The 15,761-nt window shown below is 71.9% G+C and carries 17 protein-coding genes; 12 read left to right on the forward strand and 5 right to left on the reverse strand.

The window, feature by feature from the left end:
* Window positions 1-157: 157 nt before the first annotated feature.
* On the reverse strand, window positions 158-1,345 hold the full coding sequence (locus ACE1OC_RS39855) for a PucR family transcriptional regulator (protein ID WP_250747803.1): 1,188 nt from the start codon (window positions 1,343-1,345) through the stop codon (window positions 158-160).
* A gap of 187 nt (window positions 1,346-1,532) precedes the next feature.
* On the opposite strand from ACE1OC_RS39855, the gene ACE1OC_RS39860 reads away from it, so the two are divergent.
* The 7 genes from ACE1OC_RS39860 to ACE1OC_RS39890 all read left to right on the forward strand — a co-directional run bounded on the left by ACE1OC_RS39860 (window position 1,533) and on the right by ACE1OC_RS39890 (window position 7,857).
* Window positions 1,533-2,330, forward strand: coding sequence for an ABC transporter ATP-binding protein (locus ACE1OC_RS39860; RefSeq protein ID WP_407841158.1), 798 nt, complete (start codon window positions 1,533-1,535; stop codon window positions 2,328-2,330).
* Window positions 2,327-3,178, forward strand: coding sequence for an ABC transporter ATP-binding protein (locus ACE1OC_RS39865; protein WP_407841159.1), 852 nt, complete (start codon window positions 2,327-2,329; stop codon window positions 3,176-3,178). Before ACE1OC_RS39860 ends, ACE1OC_RS39865 begins: the two co-directional genes overlap by 4 nt.
* Window positions 3,175-4,065 carry a branched-chain amino acid ABC transporter permease gene (locus ACE1OC_RS39870; protein WP_407841160.1) on the forward strand — a complete coding sequence of 297 codons (891 nt, stop codon included), beginning with the start codon at window positions 3,175-3,177 and terminating at the stop codon, window positions 4,063-4,065. Before ACE1OC_RS39865 ends, ACE1OC_RS39870 begins: the two co-directional genes overlap by 4 nt.
* A complete protein-coding gene (locus tag ACE1OC_RS39875; RefSeq protein ID WP_407841161.1) occupies window positions 4,058-5,200 on the forward strand; it encodes a branched-chain amino acid ABC transporter permease in 1,143 nt (380 codons plus the stop codon). The genes ACE1OC_RS39870 and ACE1OC_RS39875 overlap by 8 nt, the downstream gene beginning before the upstream one ends.
* Window positions 5,197-6,459 carry an ABC transporter substrate-binding protein gene (locus ACE1OC_RS39880; RefSeq protein ID WP_407841162.1) on the forward strand — a complete coding sequence of 421 codons (1,263 nt, stop codon included), beginning with the start codon at window positions 5,197-5,199 and terminating at the stop codon, window positions 6,457-6,459. Before ACE1OC_RS39875 ends, ACE1OC_RS39880 begins: the two co-directional genes overlap by 4 nt.
* A 175-nt stretch (window positions 6,460-6,634) precedes the next feature.
* Window positions 6,635-7,207: an RNA polymerase sigma factor gene (locus tag ACE1OC_RS39885; protein WP_407841163.1), complete on the forward strand. Its 573-nt coding sequence runs from the start codon at window positions 6,635-6,637 to the stop codon at window positions 7,205-7,207.
* Window positions 7,204-7,857, forward strand: coding sequence for a hypothetical protein (locus ACE1OC_RS39890; RefSeq protein ID WP_407841164.1), 654 nt, complete (start codon window positions 7,204-7,206; stop codon window positions 7,855-7,857). The genes ACE1OC_RS39885 and ACE1OC_RS39890 overlap by 4 nt, the downstream gene beginning before the upstream one ends.
* Before the next feature lie 105 nt (window positions 7,858-7,962).
* Here the strand turns inward: ACE1OC_RS39890 and ACE1OC_RS39895 are convergent, their stop codons facing one another.
* Together ACE1OC_RS39895 and ACE1OC_RS39900 are read right to left on the reverse strand one after the other, a co-directional pair.
* Window positions 7,963-8,751 (reverse strand): GNAT family N-acetyltransferase, encoded by a 789-nt coding sequence (locus ACE1OC_RS39895; protein WP_407841165.1) that lies wholly within the window; start codon window positions 8,749-8,751, stop codon window positions 7,963-7,965.
* Between the two features lie 117 nt (window positions 8,752-8,868).
* Entirely contained in the window at window positions 8,869-9,072 is a 204-nt protein-coding gene (locus ACE1OC_RS39900; protein ID WP_243336897.1) for a cold-shock protein, read from the reverse strand.
* 276 nt (window positions 9,073-9,348) lie between these two features.
* Between ACE1OC_RS39900 and ACE1OC_RS39905 the strand changes: the two genes are divergently transcribed.
* On the forward strand, window positions 9,349-9,741 hold the full coding sequence (locus ACE1OC_RS39905; RefSeq protein ID WP_407841166.1) for a TOBE domain-containing protein: 393 nt from the start codon (window positions 9,349-9,351) through the stop codon (window positions 9,739-9,741).
* 6 nt (window positions 9,742-9,747) lie between these two features.
* The gene (locus tag ACE1OC_RS39910; protein ID WP_407841167.1) at window positions 9,748-10,536 is read left to right on the forward strand and encodes a sulfite exporter TauE/SafE family protein; all 789 of its coding nucleotides are present in this window, start codon (window positions 9,748-9,750) and stop codon (window positions 10,534-10,536) included.
* Window positions 10,537-10,553: 17 nt separating this feature from the next.
* Here ACE1OC_RS39910 and ACE1OC_RS39915 read toward each other — a convergent pair whose 3' ends face one another.
* Entirely contained in the window at window positions 10,554-11,153 is a 600-nt protein-coding gene (locus ACE1OC_RS39915; RefSeq protein WP_407841168.1) for an HAAS signaling domain-containing protein, read from the reverse strand.
* Complete coding sequence (locus ACE1OC_RS39920) at window positions 11,150-11,524, reverse strand: PadR family transcriptional regulator (protein ID WP_250747775.1); 375 nt, start codon at window positions 11,522-11,524, stop codon at window positions 11,150-11,152. The genes ACE1OC_RS39915 and ACE1OC_RS39920 overlap by 4 nt, the downstream gene beginning before the upstream one ends.
* Window positions 11,525-11,689: 165 nt before the next feature.
* On the opposite strand from ACE1OC_RS39920, the gene ACE1OC_RS39925 reads away from it, so the two are divergent.
* The 3 genes from ACE1OC_RS39925 to ACE1OC_RS39935 all read left to right on the forward strand — a co-directional run bounded on the left by ACE1OC_RS39925 (window position 11,690) and on the right by ACE1OC_RS39935 (window position 15,748).
* Window positions 11,690-12,652: a helix-turn-helix domain-containing protein gene (locus ACE1OC_RS39925; protein ID WP_407841833.1), complete on the forward strand. Its 963-nt coding sequence runs from the start codon at window positions 11,690-11,692 to the stop codon at window positions 12,650-12,652.
* Between the two features lie 67 nt (window positions 12,653-12,719).
* On the forward strand, window positions 12,720-13,352 hold the full coding sequence (locus ACE1OC_RS39930; protein WP_407841169.1) for a class I SAM-dependent methyltransferase: 633 nt from the start codon (window positions 12,720-12,722) through the stop codon (window positions 13,350-13,352).
* 287 nt (window positions 13,353-13,639) lie between these two features.
* Window positions 13,640-15,748 carry a glucose PTS transporter subunit IIA gene (locus ACE1OC_RS39935; protein ID WP_407841170.1) on the forward strand — a complete coding sequence of 703 codons (2,109 nt, stop codon included), beginning with the start codon at window positions 13,640-13,642 and terminating at the stop codon, window positions 15,746-15,748.
* Window positions 15,749-15,761: the final 13 nt, after the last annotated feature.

Genomic DNA, 15,761 nt, shown 5'->3' on the forward strand with positions numbered 1-15,761 from the left:
GTACCGGCCTCGTCGGCGGCGCACCGTCCGCCTCGACGGTGGCGGACTGCCCGGCGCCCGGCGGTGGGCGCACCGTCCGCCTCGACGGTGGTGCACCACCCGCCGGCGGGTACCCCGCCCGCCTCGTCGCCGGCGCACCGTCCACCAGTCGGCGCCCTCAGCCGCCCGACAGCCGGTACGCGTCCCGTGCCAGGGTCAGCGCGATGAGGTCCCGGGGGCGGGACAGGGACTTCGACGTCAGGTGTTCCAGGCGGCGCAGGCGGTTGAAGACCGTGTTGCGGTGGCAGTACAGGCGGCTCGCCGCGCGGCCCGCGGAACCCTCCGCCGCCAGCCAGGCGTCGAGGGTCTCCAACAGCATCGCCCGGTCCGCCGGGTCCAGCTCCAGCAAGGGGCCGAGCACCGCCTGGACCAGCTCGGCCGACAGCTCGGGCTGGCGCACCACCAAGGCCGTGGGCAGCCGGTCGGCCAGCCGCACCAGCACCCGCTCGTCCTGCCCGCAGGTCCGCAGCGCGGTCTCCGCCAGCCGCCGGGCCCGGCCCAGCTCGGCCAGGCCGTCGACCACCGGGCTGATTCCGCCCGGCCCCGGGCAGCGGTCCGCGAGCTCCGCCGCCAGATCGGCCGGCGAGGAGTCGCCCAGGGCCACCACGGCCAGCTCCCGCTCCGTGCGCATCCGCCAGAACAGCCGCATCCCGCCCGCCGCCACCACCCGGTGCACCGCATCGCCCCGGTCGGCCGGCAGCACCACCACCGCGTACCGCCCCTGCTCCGGCAGATCCAGGGCCAGCGCCACCTGGGCGGCCAGGGCCGGCGCCGTGTCCCCCTCCAGCAGGGCGTCCAGCAGGGCCTGGGCCCGCTCGTCGCTGCGTCGGCGCATCTCCAGCTCCGCCGTGCGGTACGCCTCCGCGGTCGCGGCCGCCTGCTGCTCGATCCCCGCCCACATGGCCCCGGCCGCGCGGGCCAGTACGGGCAGCGCCTCCGGATCCTTCTCGGTGACGATGTCCAGCAGCGCGTCCCAGGTGAGCCGGCCCGCCCTGCGGTACGCGTAGAGCAGCAGGTCCAGCGGCAGGCCCTGCTCGGCCCGGCGGCGGCCCAGCTCCTCCGCGTACACGAGGTCCTTGCGCGGGCCGGACCGGGGCGCGGCGAAGGCCTCGATCCCGTAGTGCATGGCCTCGCTGACCTGTTGCCAGTGCTCGTCCCGCGGAACGGCCAGGTCGAACAGCGGCGAGTGCTTCGCCAGGTCCCTGATGAGCTGGTCGGTGAGTCCGGGAATGTCGGCGATCAGTACGTCCGCCGCCGACACCAGGACCGACCACTCCTGTTCCGTGCGCGATCTGCGTCCACCCATGGCCGCTGAGGATGTCACCCCGCCTCCGTTGCCGAAAGGGGCCCGCGCGCGAGGTCTGTGCGCGTGCACAACACGCTCCTGTCCGGGCTGGTCATCGGCAGCGATTCCGCATCGGCCCGTGGACGCCCGCCCCGGCCCGGTGCTGGTGTGTGCGCCAGCACAAGGCCGCCCAGAGGAAGGAGAGGACGTGGGTTCGCTACACGTGCGTGAGCTGTCCATCGGCTACGGGCCGGTCCGGGCACTGCGCTCCGTATCGCTCGACGTGCCCGCCGGCGCGGTGGTCGTCGTACTCGGAGGGAACGGCGCCGGGAAGTCGACGCTGCTGCGCGCGGTGTCCCGGACGCTCGGGTTCCACCGGGGAGCCGTCACGGCCGGGAGCATCAGTTTCGACGGCCGGCCGCTGGACGGGCTGACCCCGGACCGGGTCGTCGCCGCGGGAGTGGTGCAAGTACCCGAGGGGCGCAAGGTGTTCACCCGGATGACCGTGGCGGACAACCTGCGCGCCGGGGCCCTGGGAGGCCGCGCGGGATCCCGCGCCGACACGGCCCGCTCCCTGGCCCGGGTGCACGAGCTGTTCCCCGTACTGGCCCAGCGGGCTCGGCAGCGGGCCGGACTGCTGTCCGGCGGCGAACAGCAGATGCTCGCCCTCGGCCGGGCCCTGATGGCCCGCCCGCGGCTGCTGCTGCTCGACGAACCCACCCTCGGGCTCGCGCCCAAGATGGCCGCCACCATCGCCGAGACCATCACCGAGATCAACGCCTCCGGCGCCTCGGTCCTCCTCGTGGAACAGAACGCCGCCCTGGCGCTGCGGCTCTCCTCCCACGCCTACGTCCTGGAGGTCGGCGAGGTCACCCTCGACGGCCCCGCCCCCGAGCTGGCCGCCTCGGACGAGGTACGCCGCCGCTACCTCGGCATCACCGACGAGGCGGCGCCCGACCCGGCCGCCGCCGGGGCGCGGCGGGAACTGCGCAGGTGGTCGGCATGAACGCCAACGCCAACGCCAACGCCAACGCCAACGCCAACGCCAACGCCAACGCCGACACGAACGCGGGCGCCTCCCCTCCGCCGCTCACCGTCACCGACGTCACCGTCCGCTTCTCCGGGCTGACCGCGCTCGACGCGGTCTCCTTCACGGTGGACCCCGGGAGCGTGCACGCCGTCATCGGACCCAACGGAGCGGGCAAGTCCACCTGCTTCAACGTGCTGTCCGGGGTGTACCGGGCCACCGGCGGAAGCGTCCGCTTCGGCGCCGCCGAACTCACCGGCCTCGCCCCGCACGCCGTCGCGGCCCTCGGCATCGCCCGCACCTTCCAGAACCTGGCACTGCCCCCGCACACCACCGTCGCCGACAGCCTCCTGCTGGGGCGCCACCGGCTGATGCGGACCGGCTTCCTGGCCGCAGGACTGCGCTTGCCCGTCGCCGCGCGCGAAGACCGTCGGCACCGCGAACGGGTCAGGGAGATCGCCGAGTTCGTCGGGCTGGAGGGCGACCTCGCGGCGCCCGCCGGCTCCCTCCCGTACGGAAAGCAGAAACTCGTAGAGCTGGCCCGGGCCCTGTGCATGGAGCCCCGGCTGCTGCTCCTCGACGAACCCGTCGCCGGCATGACCGCCGACGAGAGACAGCGCACGGCCGCCGTCATCGCGGGCGTCCGGGACGGCCTCGGCATCTCGATCGTGCTGGTCGAACACGACATGGGGGTGGTGATGCGGCTCGCGGACGCGGTGACCGTACTCGACTTCGGCAAACGCATCGGCGGCGGGACTCCCGCGCAGGTGCAGAACGATCCCGCGGTGGTCCGCGCGTACCTCGGAGAGGAGGAGCCGGCCGCATGACCACGTTCCTCGAACTGCTCCTCGGCGGGCTCTCCATGGGCTCCGTCTACGCCCTGATCGCCCTCGGCTTCGTGGTCATCTTCAAAGCCACCGAAGTGGTCAACTTCGCCCACGCCTCCCTGCTCCTGGCCGGCGGGTACGTCACCGCCACCCTGCACGAGGAACTCGGATTCTGGGGTGCGCTCCTGGCCGGCGCCCTGTCGGCGGCCGCCGTGGGCGCGGCGATCGAGTTCCTGGTGATGCGGCGCTACCGGGGCCAGGACCAGAGCGTGCTGGCCATCGTCACCATCGGCGTCGACATCCTCCTCATCACCGACCTCACCCGGCGCCTCGGCACCGACGTGCTCCCGCTCGGCGACCCGTGGGGCGACCGCGTCGTCCACCTCGGTGCGGTCACCGTGCCCCAGACCCGGATCGCCGCCATCCTCGCCGCCGGGCTGCTGATCACCGTGTTCCTGCTCGTGTTCCGGCACACCTCCTGGGGCGTGGCGATGCGCGCCGCCGCCGAACAGCCGGAGACGGCCGCGCTGATGGGCGTACGGCTGGGCCGGGTCTCGCTCGCGGCGTGGGCCGTTGCCGGGGCGCTGGCCGCCGTCGCCGCCCTCTTCCTGACCGTCTTCCCCACGCCCGGCCTGGAGCGGGCCACCTCCCTCGCCGCCCTGAAGGCCTTCCCGGCCGCGATCCTCGGCGGCCTCGACTCCACCTCCGGCGCGTTGGCCGGAGGCCTGATCGTGGGCGTCACCGAGGCCCTGGCCACCGGCTACCAGAGCCAGTTGACCTTCCTCGGCCGGGGCATCGGCGACCTGGCTCCGTACCTGGTGATGGTCGCGGTCCTGCTGATCCGTCCCGCCGGACTCTTCGGCACGAAGGAGCTCGCCCGTGTCTGACACCCGCAGCCCCGTGCTGCACCCCGAGGCCGTCGCCCCGGCGGCGGCCTCCCGGCCCGGGCTGCTCACCGCCCGCAACGCGGCGGCCGCAACCGCCGTCCTGGTGCTCCTCGCGCTGCCGTTCTACCTCGACCGGTTCTGGCTGCAGGCCGGGCTGTTCGCCATCGCCGCAGCCATCGGGGCCATCGGGCTCAACCTGCTCACCGGAGCCACCGGCCAGCTGTCGATGGGCCACGCCTTCTTCCTCGCCGTGGGCGCCTACGGGTACTGCGCGCTGGCCGGGGACGGAAGTACGGCGGGCGGCCACGAGCTGGTCGGACTCGGCCTGCCCAGCTGGCTCGCCGCGGTCCTGGCCGTCGCCCTCGCCGGGGCGGCGGGTGGCCTGTTCAGCCCCATCGCCGGCCGCCTGCGCGGCGCGTACCTCGGCATCGCCACGCTCGCGCTGATCTTCATCGGCCAGCACGTGCTGTTCAACGCCACGAGCGTCACCGGCGGGTTCAACGGGCGGGAGGTGGAGCCGCTGTCCCTCTTCGGCTTCACCTTCGACGACACCGAGACCGTCATCGCCGCCGTCCCCTTCCAGTCCGCCGAGAAGCTCTGGTACGTCGCCCTCGCCCTCCTCCTCGGCGGCGCCCTGTTCGCGCGCGGCGTCCTGCGGGGCCGGCCCGGCCGGGCCATGAACGCCCTGCGCGACCACAGCATCGCCGCCGGGGTGATGGGCGTGCCGGTCGCCCGGTACCGGGCCGCCGTCTTCGTCCTGTCGTCCATGTACGCGGGGCTCGCCGGTGTCCTGCTGGCCCTGGTCTTCCAGCGCACCGTGCCCGACTACTTCGGCATGGTCCTGTCCCTGGAGTACCTCGCCATGATCGTGATCGGCGGCCTCGGCACCGTCTCGGGTGCCGTCGTGGGCGCCGTCTTCGTCTCCCTCCTGCCCCAACTCCTCACCCGCTACAGCGACGCCCTGCCGCTGGTCTCCGCCCCCGGAACGGGCGGGGTCTCGCCGGGCGAGGCCTCCCGCTACCTGTACGGAGCGGCCGTCGTCGTGGCCGTCCTGTTCCTGCCCGGCGGTCTCACCGGCATCACCCGGATCCTCCGGACCCGAACCCGCACCACACCCCCGAAGGAGCGAACGTGAACAGAAGAAGGCACGCTGCCGCGGTCCTGGCGGCCGCACTCGTCCTGACCGGCGCCGCCGGGTGCAGTGGCAAGGCCAAGCCAGCCGAGGGCGACAAGCCCGCCGCGGGCGGGGTCAAGGCCGGAGCCGGGGTGAGCGACAAGACGATCAAGCTCGGCGCGCTCACCGACATGACCGGCGTCTACGCCTCGCTCGGCAAGAGCGTCACCCAGGCCCAGCAGTTGTGGGTGAAGCAGACCAACGCGGCGGGCGGCATCTGCGGCCGCACCATCGAGCTGACGGTCCGTGACCACGGCTACGACCCGCAGAAGGCCCTCGCCGCCTACACCGAGCTGGAGCCCTCGGTGCTGGGCTTCGCCCAGTTCATCGGCTCCCCGTTCGTCTCCGCCGTCAAGCAGCGGATCGACGGCCAGGACAAGGGGTTGGTCATCCCGCAGGCCTGGTCCGCCTCCCTGCTCGGCAGCCCGTACATCCGCACGGTGGGCGCGACGTACGACATCGAGACCATCAACGCGGTTGGATACCTCCTCGACCAGAAGCGGATCGCCTCGGGCGACAAGATCGGGCACGTCTACTTCGAGGGCGACTACGGCGAGAACGCCCTGACAGGGGCCAAGGCCATCGCCGCGGAGGCCGGGCTGACCGTCGTCGAACAGAAGATCAAGCCGACCGACAACGACATGACGGCCCAGGTCGCCGCCCTCAAGCAGGCCGGGGTCAAGGCCGTGGTCATCAGCGCCGGCCCCCGCCAGGCGGCCTCGCTCGTCGGAGTCGCCGCGGCCGGTGGCTGGAACGTCCCGATCGTCGGCAACAACTCGGCCTTCTCCCCGCAGCTCCTCGCCACTCCGGCGGGCGCGGCCCTGCAGAAGGACTACTACGTCGCCTCCTCGGCCCTGCCGATCGGCTCGACCGAGGCGGGCCCGGCCGCGCTGGCCGCCGCGTACAAGGCGGAGTACCCGGACTCGGGCCTGGACAACGGCGTGGTGGCCGGCTTCACCGCCGGCACCTTGTTCGGGGAGGTGCTGAAGAAGGCCTGCGCCGACAAGGACCTGACCCGCGAGGGCATCCGGGCGGCCCTGCTGAGCCTGAAGTCCTACGACAACGGCTTCGGCATCACCCACGACTTCTCGGACCCGAAGGCCCCTTCCACCCGACAGAGCGTGATCATGAAGCCCGATGCGACGGTCCCGGGCGGCATGAAGGTGGTGAAGGAGGCCACCGCGGCACCCGCCGCGACGAAGTTCACGCCCGCTTCCTGAGCGGCGCGCCGGAACGGACGCCGCCGCCCCGACCCGCGTCGGGGCGGCGGCGTCCGTCTGCGCGGGTCCGGTGCTCCCGGCAGGCTCGTCCTCCCCCGATGAAACGCTTGAGGTGCCTTCGGCCAAGTACTGGATGAGGGAGCCATCCGGGATCCCTGTGCAAGGGAGGATCCGGGTGCTCAGCCCACGACACGAGACCGGACCGCCGGGTCTCACCACACCTGAGGGATTCGGCGCGTTCTACGAGGAACACATCGACGCCGTCCTCGGATTCGTCACGCGCCGGGTCGCCGACCCGCACCTGGCGGCCGACCTCACCGCGGACATCTTCCTCGCCGCCATGGGAGCGGCCGCCGGCTACCGCCCCGGCAGGAGGGCTCCGATCGTCTGGCTGTTCGCGATAGCCCGCACCGTCCCGTCGGGCGCGCGTGAGCCGGCCCGCGACGGCGGAGCACGGGCGCGGCTCAGCGGACGGGGCCTCCTCGACGGCGAGGACCTCGCCGCGCTGGAGGAACGCATCGACTCCCAGCGGGCCTCCAGACAGCTGGCCGAGCGCCATGCCGTCCTGCCCGAGCCGCTGCGCGCGGCCCTCGATCTCGTGGTGGTCGACGAACTCACCCCGGCCGAGGCCGCGCAGGTCCTCGCCGTCACCCGGGCGACGATCCGCGTCCGCCTGCACCGTGCCCGGCGCGCTCTGGGCGCCGTCCAGGGCTCTGTCACCGAAGCCCAGTTGGAGGTATCCCGATGAGCGATAGGCCCAGTGGTTTCGAGGAGCGCCTCAAGGCGGCGCTCATGGCACGTCTCCCGGAGGTGCCGCCGGCACCCCCCACCCGATCCCTCACCCGGCAATACGGCATCCCGTTCGCCGTGGGCGCCGCGACGGTGGCGGTCGTCGCCGTGATGGCCCTGCCCGGCAGTACCCACGACGGCTCCCGGCCCGCCCACGGTCCCTCCGGCTCGCCGAGCCCTTCGGCCACGGACGAGCCCGAGATCAAGCGGGACCCGGACGGCTCGCTCCGGTTCGACCTGCCCGAGAACCACCAGGTCCCCGCGCTCGTGGAGCGGCTGAAGGCGCTGGGCGTGGCAGTCGTGGTGGTCCCGTCGAAGCCACGGTCGCAGTGCTCCGAGGTGGGAGGCGGGTACCGGGGTCCCCAGGCCGATCCCGAGGCCGAGGTCATGCCGAGGCGCGGTGACGGCGGCATGGACCTGAAGGTCAACGCAAAGACGGTCCCGCCGGGCTACACGCTCACGTTCGGGTGGTCGGACTACTACCCGTTGGGTGAGCGGGGGAGCAGCTTCGGCGTGATCGAGACCTCCAAGGTCCCGTCCTGCTCGATCGACTTCTCCGAGGGACTGGAGGAACTGCTGGCATCCCGCGCCGCCAGCCCGGCACCGTAACCCGCATCCACCCGGCAGCACGCTCCCCCCGCCCCGCATGCGGCCGCCCCGGCCCCTCACAGGGCCGGGGGCGGGCCGGCCCACCGTTCTCCCTCACGGACTTCCCTACGGACGTGCCGTGAAGAGCGCTTCGGTGAACTCGGTGACCTCGCTGAAGCCGAGCCGGCGGTAGAGGCGGACGGCGGTGGTGTTGTCCGCACGGACGTTCAGCCCGATGTGGTCCACCGTCTCTCCCAGCCGTCGGCACAGCGCGGCGACACAGGCGGTGCCGGCGCCCTGGCCGCGTACCCGGGGATGCGTGGTGACGTTCCCGATCGCGGCGACCCGGTAGGCGGCCGAGTGCACGTGCACGCCCGCCACGGCGACCAGCTGTCCGGCCTGCCGGGCGCCGAGGTACTGGCCCGTGTCGAGCATGCGGTCGTCGAACCAGTTGCCCGGGTAGGCCTGTTCAAACAGTTCGAGGAGTTCCGGGAGGTCGGCCCGGCTCAGCGGGGCGGGCTGCCAGGGTCCGGCGGGATACCGGTCGGCAACGTCGGGCTCGGTCAGCGCCATGCGGAGCAGGGTGGAGTGCGACTGGGCGACGTACCCGGATTCCAGAACCTTCGCGGCGTTTCCGGTCAGATGACCGAGAAAGCGCCGGGGCAGTACGGGGAGCAGCGCCTCGGCGAGCTCCTCCAGGGCGGCCGCTTGCCCGGGGCGGGTGAAGCCCAGCAGCGTCGGCACGTCGCCGACCGCGTAGAGCAGTGCCACCGGCCCGTCCGGAGAAACGGTGTACCAGCTGGTGTGGGGCCACGGCAGGTCGTCGAGGTCGCCGAGTTCCATCAGGTTCATGGCGGGATCGCGTACGAAGCGGGCGGCCAGGTCCGGTCGGTCGTGAAGGCTGTGCAGGATCACCCGGACAGAGTACGGCGGGGCCCGGCCCGGTTCGACGGCGAGGTGGGGCGGGGTCGCCGGAGGCGGACGCAGCGACGCCCCGCACCGGTACGGTGCGGGGCGTCAGGCTGCTACGCCTCAGAGGGGACGGATGTCCTCGGCCTGCGGGCCCTTCTGGCCCTGGGTGACCTGGAACTCGACCTTCTGGCCCTCCTGGAGCTCACGGAAGCCCTGGGCGTTGATGTTGGAGTAGTGGGCGAAGACGTCGGGGCCGCCGCCGTCCTGCTCGATGAAGCCGAAGCCCTTTTCCGAGTTGAACCACTTCACAGTTCCGGTGGCCATCTTCTGCTCCCTGTCGGGGACGAGGGTCCTCGCTGCTGAGGACCCTTGGGTGTGGGGTGTGGTGCTTGCCCTGGTCCTCCGACGCTTGGTGAAGCGGTACTTCGGACGCACGACTGCCGATCACGAGGCATGATCTACCCACTTGCACGAGGAGGGCAAACCGATGATCGTTTTGCCCTGGCATGGGCACATCGTCTCCGGCCGATCGAGCCCGCCACCGTGCGGGGCCGAGGGTGGTCAACGGGCCCGCGATCTCATGCCCGTAGGGTGGTGCTCATGGAGTCGTACACGATGGGACAGGCTGCCGACCTGCTGGGTGTGAGCGTCGACACGGTGCGGCGGTGGGCCGACGCGGGCCGCTTCCCGACCCACCGGGAGGGCGGCCGGCGCATCGTGGAGGGCCCCGCCCTCGCCGGGTTCTGCGTGGAGGTCGCCCAAGAGGGCGCCGATGACGGGGACACCCCGTACACCTCGGCGCGCAACGCGTTCCCGGGGATCGTGACGGCCATCAAGCTGGGCGACGTCTCGGCGCAGGTGGAGGTCCAGGCGGGCCCGCACCGGGTGGTGTCGCTGCTGACGCGGGAGGCCGTCGAGGAGCTCGGCCTGGAGCCGGGCGTGACGGTCACCGCCCGGGTGAAGTCGACCAGCGTGCACATCGAACGCGGCTGACCTCCCTTGGAATGGGAGACGGGCCTCGCCGGCCTGGCCACCGGCCTGCTCATCGCGGTGATCACCGCACCGGTCGGAGTTTCCGGCGCGGTGTTCCTGCTGCCCGTACAGCTGAGCGTGTTCGCGGTCCCGAGTCCGGCGGTCACGCCGACCAACCTGCTCTACAACGTCGTTGCCGGCCCCGGCGCGCTCCTGCGCCACCACCGCACCGGCACGCTGCACGGGCAGTTGGTGCGCCGGATGGTTCTCGGAACCCTGCCCGGCGTCGTCCTCGGAGCCGTCATCCGGGTGTTCGCGATCCCGGGCCCGGCCGTCTTCAAGGCCCTGGTGGCCGGATTCCTGCTCCCGCTCGGACTGTGGCTGATCGCCCGCACGCTCCTGCCGTCCCGGTGGTCCGGCCGGGCCCGTGAGCCGCTGTCGCCGCGGGCGGTGACCGCCCTGGCCCTGACCGTCGGCGTGATCGGCGGGATCTACGGCATCGGCGGCGGCTCCCTCCTGGGCCCCGTCTTGGTCGGCCGCGGCATGCCGGTCGCCCAGGTCGCCCCGGCGGCCCTGGCCTCGACCTTCGCCACCTCCGTGGTCGGCGCCGCCACCTACACCCTGCTGGCGTTCTCCGGGTCCGGCGGCATCGCGCCGGACTGGTTCCTCGGCCTGGCCTGCGGCGCCGGCGGCCTCATCGGCGGCTACCTCGGCGCCCGCCTCCAGCCGCACCTCCCCGAGACGGCCCTCAGGCTCCTCCTGGGCACCCTGGCCACTGCCGTAGGCGCCCTCTACGCCGCCCAGTCCCTCGCCTGAGTCCCTCACCGGATGCCTCAGGCGCGGCGGCCCCGCCAGAGCCATGCAGCCGTGCCGGCCAGCAGGGCGAGCGTCGCCAGGTTGGCCAGGTTGGCCGGGGTGTCGCCCATGGGGGCGGCGCTGGACCAGATCCAGACGCTGATGGCGAGGGTCGGCAGGACGGCGGTGAGCAGGACGCCGGTCGTCTTCTGGACCGTGCTCCAGTGCACTGACGTGCAGAGGAGCACCGCGCCGATGACGCGGAACAAGGTGCTGCAGAACCCCGCGGCGGGGACGTGGGGGAAGACCGAGGCGACGAGGAAGGGGAGGGTGAGCATCAGGAGCGGAACCATCGGGTGCACCTTGCCGCGCCGGACGGGTGCATCGGCCCCGCTGCGGGCCGCGGCCCCGACGACCCCGTCGCCCGCCTCGGCCAGTGCCGTCGCGGCGATCGCGCGGGGGTCCCCGAGTTCCGCCAGGACCTCGCCGATCGTGACGTGGGGACGTTCGGCGCGGGTCACCTCGATGTGTTCGGCGAGGTCGGCGAGGAGCTCCCGGCGACGGTCGGCGGGCAGTGCGGAGGCCTCGCGCTCGACGGCAGAGAGGTAGTCGCGTGCGGGGTCGGCCGAGGTCTTCATGCGGGGTCTCCGGTGGCGTGGTGCGGGGTGGCGAGGAAGTCGTCGACGGCGTTGCGGAAGCCGGGCCAGACACGGGTGAACTCGTCGAGCGCGGCGCGGCCGCTGTCGGTGAGCGCGTAGTAGCGACGGGGCGGTCCGGAGGCGGACTCCTGCCAGGTGGTGGTGACCAGGTCGTCGCGGCGCAGCCGGGAGAGCAGCGGGTAGACCGTGCCCTGGCTGGTGGCCAGGGTGCCGGAGTCCTCCAGGGCGTGCAGGAGCTCCACCCCGTACCGGGGGCGGTCCCGCATGAGGGCGAGTACGCAGTACTCCAGGACCCCCTTGCGCAGCTGGGCGGCCGCCCGGGCCTGCTTGGTCGAATCACCTGGTTCCATGCGATGCAAGATACCTGGTGAGGCAATTGGGCCGGAAGGGGCCCCCGGTGTCACGGTCGCCGGAATCGAGTGGCCGATACTTGATCACGTGACGGGGGAAGCACGGCTGTGGGTCAACCGGTAGGGAACTGGTTCACTGCCAGGTCAAAGGGTGTGGGTGATCGCGTGGGCTCGTCGGTGGCATCGGAGACCGTCGTGGAGCGCGAGGACAGGTTCGATTGGTTCTGTGAGGCGGTGTCCAGCGATGTGATGCCCGTCATGCTCAGCACCCGGCACACCGCCGACTTCCGGGCGAAGATCACGGACCTGGATCTCGGCGTGGTGCGGTTGTCCGCCTTGAAGTGCTCGCCGGTGCTCTCGCGCCGCACGCTGGCCCATGTCCGGCGTGGTGACCCCGAGCACGTGCAGCTGGCGCTCGTCACCCAAGGTGCTTTCAAGATCTCCCAACGGGGCAGCGAGTCGGTGGTCGCGGGGGGACTCGTGCTCACGGACACCTCGCGGCCGAGCGAAGGAGTCAGCGCCGGCGGGCAGGGCGAGGCGATCGTGCTGCAGATTCCCCGCCCGGCCCTGGCGCTGCGCCCGAACCGCGTGGACCGCCTCCTCGCACAGAACCTGGCCGCGGACAGGGGGTCGGGGGCCGTCTTCGCCGACTTCCTGAAGACCCTGCTCACGCACGGCCCGCGCTGTCGCCCCGAGGAACTGCGCGGGATGGGCTCCATCGCCCTCGACCTGGCCACCGCCTGTCTCGCGCAGCAGCTCGGCGACCTGGGCGAGGCACCCGCCGAGGTGCGCGCGCAGGAGACCCTGCAGCGGATCCACCGCTTCATCGAGAACAACCTCGGCGACCCGGGCCTGACTCCCCAGGTGATCGCCGATCGGCACAACCTGTCCCTACGGGCCCTGCACGCCCTCTTCGCCGACCAGGACCTGAGCATCGCGGCACGTATCCGCGCGAACCGGCTGGAGCGCGCCCACGCCGACCTCGCGCGCGCGGAACTGAGCGGACAGCCCGTCCAAGCCATCGCGGCACGCTGGGGATTCTCCAGCGCCACCGCGTTCAGCCGGGCATTCCGCGAGGCCTACGGAATCACCCCGACCGAACACCGGGCCGCGTCCCTGAACGCCTGAGGGTGCGCCTTCCCGAATCCGTGGGGGGCGGGCGAGGGTCATCCGCGAGGGTGTTAACTTCCTGCCCATGGTGGATCATCAGACCGAGACCAGGACGGCCTACGACGGGGTCGTCGACCTGTATGCGTCGATGTTCGCCAATCGGTTGGAGACGCAACCGTTCTCGCGGAACATGATCGGCACCTTCGCCGAGCTGGTGCGCGGAACAGGGAACCCGCGGGCGGCCGACGTGGGATGCGGCCCCGGACACCTGACGGCCATGCTGCACGATCTGGGACTGGACGCCTTCGGGCTCGACCTCTCCCCGGCCATGGTCGACCACGCCCGCCGGGCCCACCCGGCGCTGCGCTTCGACGAGGCACGCATGGAGGCCCTGCCCGTCGAGGACGCAGCGCTGGGCGGCGTACTGGCCCACTACTCGATGATCCACACGCCGCCCGGGGAACTGCCGGACCTGCTCGCCGAGCAGGTCCGTGTCCTGGCGCCGGGGGGCCTGCTCCTGGCCTCGTTCTTCGCGACCGACGGATCGGAGGAGCCGGTCCGCTTCGACCACAAGGTGACGCCCGCCTACAGCTGGCCGGTGAACCGGTTCGCCGAGCTGCTGTCCGCGGCCGGCCTCGTCCCCTTCGCCCGGCTCGTCCACGACCCGGCTTCGGAACGCGGCTTCCTCGACGCCCATTTGCTGGCCCGCCGCCCCTAGGGGGTGGGACCAAAGGCCCTGAAATGACGCAGCACGTCGGCGCTGTACTCCGTGGGCAGTTCCCGGTGTTAAGATTTTGTTTGATCGATCTCGATCGCAGGATTGTTACTCCCCGAGGGCATCACCTTCGTCGCCACGCGACGCCAAGGCGGTGCGCCGCTTGAGGGGAGGCAAGGCCTGGGTAGCGCCGCGTGCGCGACCCGGGCCTTTTTTGTTGCCCGGATCCGGGCGTGAGAGATCGCGAACCGAAGCAGGATGGCAAGCGCCCCAGGATGCAAGGACGCATCATGAACACACCCGTAGCCGGACCCGGCACGCTCGCGGAGCAGATCCTCCGCGGTGTCGGCGGAGCCGAGAACATCGAGAGCCTCACGCACTGCGCGACGAGGCTGCGTTTCCAGCTCCACGACGGTGCGAAGGCCGACACGGCCGCGCTCGATGCCCTCGGTGGCGTCATGGCCACCGTGCCGCAGTCCGGTGACCGCCTCCAGATCGTGATCGGCGGAGCCGTCGCACGCGTCTACTCCGAGATCATGAACCTGCCGTCGATGGCGGGGGGCGGCACGGCGGGCCCGAAGTCCGACGCCGACGTCAAGGCCGCGATGCGGGCGAAGAGCCGCGGCCGCTACGCCTGGGTCGACAACTTCTTCGAGTACCTCTCCGACTCGTTCCGCCCGCTCATGGGCGTCCTGCTGGGCTCCTCGCTGATCATCGCGATCGCCTCCGTCCTCGACGCCCTGGGTGTGGTCGACTTCCGCGCCGCGGACAAGTCCGCCACCTGGGTCTTCGTCGACGCGATGTGGCGCTCGGTGCTCTACTTCCTGCCGGTCATGGTCGCCTACAACGCGGCCAAGAAGCTGAAGATCGACCCGTGGGTGGGTGCCGCGGTGATGGCCGCGGTCATGACCCCGAACTTCACGGGCATGCTCAACCCGAAGTCCGGGATCCCCGGCATCACCTGCACCACCAACGGGACGCTCGGCACCCAGGAGTGCGTGGCGCACGTGTTCGGCCTGCCGATGCAGCTGAACGACTACGGCGGCCAGGTCTTCGTGCCGCTGCTGATGGTCGCCGTGCTGGCCCTGGTCTACAAGGGACTGCAGCGGATCTTCCCGGAGACCGTGCACCTGGTCTTCGTACCGTTCTTCAGCATGTTGATCATGATCCCGATCACCGCCTTCCTCATCGGTCCGATGGGCGTTTGGGCCGGCAACGGCCTCGGTTCCGGCCTGTCGTGGCTGAACGGCAACGCCCCGATCGTCTTCGCGATCATGATCCCGCTGCTGTACCCCTTCCTGGTGCCGCTGGGCCTGCACTGGCCGCTGAACGCGCTCATGCTGGTGAACATCAACACCCTCGGCTACGACTTCATCCAGGGCCCCATGGGCGCATGGAACTTCGCCTGCTTCGGCGCGACCGCCGGTGTGCTGCTGCTCTCGATCCGCCACCGCGAGAAGGAGATGCGCCAGACCTCCGTCGGCGCCCTGGCCGCGGGTCTGCTCGGCGGCATCTCCGAGCCCTCGCTGTACGGCATCCACCTGCGCTTCAAGCGGATCTACCCGCGCATGCTCGTCGGCTGCCTCGTGGGCGGCGTGATCGTGGGCGTCCTCGGCGGTGTGGACACCAAGGCCTTCGCCTTCACCTCCCTGCTGACCATCCCGGTCTTCTCTCCGATGGGCACCTACGCCATCGCGATCACGGCCTCCTTCTTCGTGTCGATGGCGCTCGTGTACTTCTCCGACTTCCGCACCCCGCAGGAGCGCGCCGAGGCCAACGCCGAGCGTGACGCCGCAGAGGCCGCTGCCCGCGGCGAGGTCGTGGCGGCCGATGACCGCGAGCTCGTCACCGTCGGCGCGACGGCGGGCGCCGCGGGCGCTTCCTCCTCCGCCCCCGCCCCCGGCGCCGTCTCCGCCGCAGGTGCTCCCACCTCCACCGCCGGGAAGGCCATCGAGCTCGCCGCGCCCGTCGCGGGCCGCGTCGTCGGCCTCGACGAAGTCGGCGACCCCGTCTTCGCGTCCCGCGCGCTCGGCGAAGGCGTGGGCATCGAGCCGGCCGACGGCCGCATCGTGGCCCCGGTCGCCGGAGAGCTGATCATCGTCGCCGCCACCGGCCACGCCTTCGGCATCCGCACCGCCGACGGCGTCGAGGTGCTCATCCACGTCGGCATCGACACGGTGAAGATGAAGGGAGAGGGCTTCGACGTCCGTGCCCAGGCCGGCCGGCAGGTCTCCGTCGGCGAGCTCCTCGCCGAGGTCGACCTCGACGCCGTCCGCGCGGCGGAACACCCGACCGTCACCCTCATGACGGTCACCAACACCGCCGACCTCACCTCGGTCGAGCCGCACACCGGTCAGACCGTCGCCGCCGGTGCCCCCGTGGTGACCGTACGCCGGTAGCGAGCCGCCACCG

The sequence above is a fragment of the Streptomyces stoeckheimensis genome (assembly GCF_045822005.1).
Lineage (GTDB): Bacteria > Actinomycetota > Actinomycetes > Streptomycetales > Streptomycetaceae > Streptomyces > Streptomyces stoeckheimensis.